At 61.7% G+C, this 4,734-nt stretch carries 3 protein-coding genes; all 3 read left to right on the forward strand.

Translation table 11 applies throughout. The annotated features are described in order from the left end of the window. Positions 1-337: TolC family protein (locus tag JNL55_RS26145; protein WP_293861369.1), on the forward strand; the 337-nt coding region annotated here is incomplete at its 5' end. Positions 338-357: 20 nt separating this feature from the next. After that, positions 358-1,395 carry an efflux RND transporter periplasmic adaptor subunit gene (locus tag JNL55_RS26150; RefSeq protein WP_293861372.1) on the forward strand — a complete coding sequence of 346 codons (1,038 nt, stop codon included), beginning with the start codon at positions 358-360 and terminating at the stop codon, positions 1,393-1,395. Positions 1,396-1,436: 41 nt separating this feature from the next. Further along, positions 1,437-4,595 carry an efflux RND transporter permease subunit gene (locus tag JNL55_RS26155; protein ID WP_293861375.1) on the forward strand — a complete coding sequence of 1,053 codons (3,159 nt, stop codon included), beginning with the start codon at positions 1,437-1,439 and terminating at the stop codon, positions 4,593-4,595. Positions 4,596-4,734: the final 139 nt, after the last annotated feature.

The following is a 4,734-nucleotide window of genomic DNA, read 5'->3' on the forward strand; positions in this document are numbered from 1 at the left end:
CGAGGCGCAGGTGCGGCTCTCGCAGAACGATGCGCTCCGTGAGGCGGCGAGACTCAATGCTCGCTCGGCACTCTTGTCGTTGTATCAAGAGATGACCACCGCCGGCGCACGTGTCGAAACACTACGTAACGAAGCGCTTCCGCAAGCGCAAGTCGCGTTGGACCAGACGCGCGGCGGCTACGAGCGGGGGCGGTTTTCGTTTCTCGAATTGGCGACGGCGCAGGAAGAAGTGCTCGCGCTGCGTTCGGCCGCCATCGATGCCGCCGCCGACTTTCACCGAATGCTGATTGAGATCGAGCGCGTGACGGGCGCCGCTCTCTCGCAACCCACTCCTTAAAGCTTGTAATGAGAACGTCCATGAATTCCACGATCAATAACGCGTTGCGTCGGATCCCGCAGTCGCTGCTGCTGGCGAGCTTCATTGTCCTTGCGGCCTGTGGGTCGGACGCGCACAAGGATGAGCAAGGTCATGCTCACGACGATGCCAAGGGGCACTCCGAAGGGAGTCCTCACCAGGAAGGCGAGCAGCACACCGAGGGGGATCAGCACGAGTCCGAGGGTGGCCACGCGGAGGAGGGTCCCGAGAGAATCAAGCTCACCGCCGAGGCGCGTGAAGCCGCAAAGCTCGTCACTGCCTCGGCGGGCCCCGCTACGTTGAAGGACACCATCCAGCTCTACGGCCTCGTAAAGCCGAATGCGGAACGTGTTCGTAGCGTGACGGCTCGGTTTCCAGGCGTCGTTCGGACGGTCGGCGTGAAGATCGGCGACTCTGTCTCGCAAGGAGCAACGCTCGCAACCGTCGAGAGCAACGAGAGCCTACAGGAATACTCGGTGCGCAGTCCGTTGGGTGGCGTCGTTACCGATCGAATGACTAATCCCGGCGAACAGGCGGAATCGCAGCCGCTGTTCACCGTGGCCGACCTGAGCTCGGTGTGGGTCGAACTCTCCTTGTTTCCTCGCGATCGAGCCCGTGTTCGGGTTGGACAATCGGTGCGCATACAAACGACCGACGGCGGGCCAGTGAGCGAAGGAAAGATCGTGTTTGTTTCTCCGCTGGGTAGTACGCAAACGCAAAGCCTGACGGCGCGCGTGTTGTTGGATAACCGTGATCAACGGTGGTCACCCGGCCTGTACGTTCGCGGCGAAGTAGCGATCGGTGAATCGGCAGTGGCGGTCGCCGTGCCGGCCGTGGCGCTGCAGGACTTGGAAGGCGGGCCGTCCGTGTTTGTTGAAAGCAAAGACGGGATCGAGCCGCGTCGCGTGAGCGTGGGACGTAGTGATGGAGAGGTCACCGAGGTGTTAGCGGGTCTCGTCGCGGGCGAGACCGTCATCGGGCAGGGAAGTTTTGTGTTGAAGGCCGAGATGGGCAAGGGCGAGGCAGAGCATGGTCACTGATCCGCTCTCGCTCGTGATAGCCGCCCCAGGAGACCTCACACATGCTTGAATCACTATTGCGCTTCGCTATCGAGCGAAGAATTCTGATCATGGTGGCGATGCTGGCCTTGATGGCCCTCGGTGTCTGGAACTACCAGAAGCTGCCTATCGACGCCGTGCCCGATATCACCAACGTCCAGGTGCAGATCAACACCCAGGCGGACGGTTACACTCCGCTGGAAGTCGAACAGCGCATCACGGTGCCTATCGAAACGGCGATCACCGGCCTGCCAGACCTCGAATATCGACGTTCTATCTCGCGCTACGGATTGTCTCAAGTCACGGTGGTGTTCGCCGAGGGCACGGACATCTACTTCGCGCGCAATCTGGTCAACGAACGATTGCAACAGGCGCGTAGTCGACTGCCCGAAGGGATTGATCCCGCATTGGGGCCGATTGCGACGGGTCTGGGCGAAATCTTTCTATACTCGGTCGAAGCGGAACCGACCGCGCGACAGCCGGACGGCACGCCTTACGATTCGATGGCGCTGCGCTCGCTGCAGGACTGGGTGATCCGCCCGCAGCTGTTGCAAGTCCCTGGCGTCACCGAGGTCAACAGCATCGGTGGTTACGCCAAGCAATATCACGTGCTGCCCGATCCCGGTCGGTTGCTGTCGTATGGATTGACGCTCGATGACGTGGCGAAGGCGATCGAACGCAACAACGCTAATCAAGGCGCGGGTTATCTCGAACGCAACAGCGAACAATTGTTGGTGCGCATTCCCGGCCAGGTGCGCGACACCGACGGCCTGCGCAAGCTTGTGATCGCCACGCGCGACGGTTTCCCGATCACGCTGGGGGACGTGGCCGAAGTGGCGTTGGGCAAGGAGCTGCGAACCGGCGCCGCCACAAGAGACGGTCACGAAACTGTCTTGGGTACGGCGGTGATGCTGATCGGAGCGAACAGTCGCACCGTCGCCGCGAACGTGGCTCAGCAACTGGAGAAGATCAACACTTCGCTGCCGAAAGGCGTGACGGTGGTGACGGCCTACGATCGCACCGTGCTGGTCGACAAGGCGATTGCGACGGTGCAGAAGAACCTCCTCGAAGGCGCGTTGCTCGTCGTCGTCATTCTGTTCCTGTTGCTCGGCAATCTACGGGCGGCGGTGCTGACGGCGGCCGTGATTCCGATCGCCATGCTGATGACGATCACCGGCATGGTGCAGACGAAAGTGTCCGCGAACCTGATGTCGCTCGGTGCACTCGACTTCGGCTTGATCGTCGATGGTGCCGTGATCATCGTCGAGAACTGTCTGCGCCGACTGTCCGAAGCCAGTGAGGGCCGGGCAACCTCGCTGCGCGAACGCTTCTCAACAGTGTATGAAGCGACCGCCGAGGTGATTCGCCCGAGCCTGTTCGGTGTATTCATCATCACCGCGGTGTACGTGCCGATCTTTGCGCTCGAAGGCGTGGAAGGAAAGATGTTCCACCCGATGGCACAGACGGTGATCATGGCGCTGATCGCGGCGCTCATTCTCTCCGTCACTTTCGTTCCCGCGGGCGTCGCGATGCTGTTCAAGGGGCCGGTGCAAGAAAAGCACAACATCGTGCTGTCCGCGGCGCGTCGCGGCTACGAGCCCTTGCTTCGTTTCGCGCTCAAGGCGCGCGTTGCCCTCGTTGCCAGCGCGGTTGCTTTGGTGCTCGTCTGCGGCGTGATTGCCAGTCGCATGGGCAGCGAGTTCGTCCCGAGTCTGAACGAGGGAGATCTGGCGGTGCAGGCGCTACGCATTCCGGCGACTGGGCTCACGCAGTCGCTGGAATTTCAGAAGCAGATCGAGACTCGGCTCATGAAATTCCCCGAAGTCTCGACCGTGTTTGCGCGTACAGGTACGGCCGAGGTGGCGACCGATCCCATGCCGCAGAACATCTCCGATGGCTACGTGATGTTGAAGCCACAGGATCAGTGGCCCGATCCGAAGAAGTCGAAGGCGCAGCTCACGACGGAGATCGAAGAGGCGCTCGAGCAACTGCCCGGCAACAGCTTCGAGCTGAGCCAGCCGATTCAGCTGCGTTTCAACGAGCTGATTTCCGGCGTGCGCTCGGACTTCGCCGTCAAGTTGTATGGCGATGACCTGACGACGTTGCTGCGTTCGGGTAATCAGATTGCCGCCGCGTTGAACGGCGTGCAAGGCGCCGCCGATGTGAAAGTCGAGCAGGTGAGTGGCTTGCCGGTATTGTCTGTGCAGCCGAAGCTCGAGGCGCTGGCGCGCTATGGCATCGCGCTCGCCGATGTGCAGGAAACCGTGGCGACCGCGCTTGGCGGACGAGAAGTGGGGCAGATCTTCGAAGGTGACGCCCGCTATTCGATCGTGGTCCGTCTGCCGGAAACGCAGCGAGATGATTTGCGGGCGCTCGAACGTCTGCCGATCAATCTCGCGGACGGCGGCAGTATCCCGTTGATGGAAGTGGCGGAACTGAAGATTGCGCCAGGACCGAACCAGATCAGCCGCGAGGATGGCAAACGTCGCATCGTCGTGACCGCCAACGTGCGTGATCGGGATTTGGGGAGCTTCGTCGCCGATGCTCAGGCGGCGGTGAGCAAACTCACCATCCCGCCGGGCTATTGGCTGGATTACGGCGGCACCTTCGAGCAACTGGAGTCTGCGAGCAAGCGCTTATCGGTCGTGGTGCCAGTGACGCTGGTGCTGATCATCGGATTGCTCATTCTCGCCTTCGGTAGCGTACGCGATGCGTTGGTGATTTTCTCCGGTGTGCCGCTCGCGTTGACAGGCGGTGTGCTTGCGCTCTGGTTGCGAGATATTCCGCTATCGATCTCGGCTGGGGTGGGCTTCATCGCGTTGTCTGGCGTGGCCGTGTTGAACGGACTTGTGATGGTGAGCTTCATTCGTTCGTTGCGTGCGGAAGACCGGACGTTAGATGACGCCATCGTCGAAGGTGCGCTGACACGCTTGCGTCCGGTGCTCATGACCGCGTTGGTCGCTTCCTTGGGCTTCGTCCCGATGGCGCTCAATACGGGCACGGGTGCGGAAGTGCAACGTCCGCTGGCCACCGTCGTGATCGGCGGCATCATCTCGTCCACGATACTGACACTGCTCGTGTTGCCGGGCCTGTATCGCATGGTCCACGGACGGGATCCCGAGAAGCGTTCGAAAACACATGACGACCCGGTGGCCACACCGGAGTCGGGGGCGCCCGCATGACGGGCGCTCCTTCGAAAGGCGAGGAGTCGCACGGGTCGCGCTTCTTCGGCGAACACACGGAGCTGTACTTCGCGCTCGCGTGCGGGGCCTTCCTGCTCGCCGGATACTTACTCTCGCAGAGTGGAAGCGCACCGAGCTG

The sequence above is a fragment of the Steroidobacter sp. genome, from assembly GCF_016790065.1.
Classification (GTDB): domain Bacteria; phylum Pseudomonadota; class Gammaproteobacteria; order Steroidobacterales; family Steroidobacteraceae; genus Steroidobacter.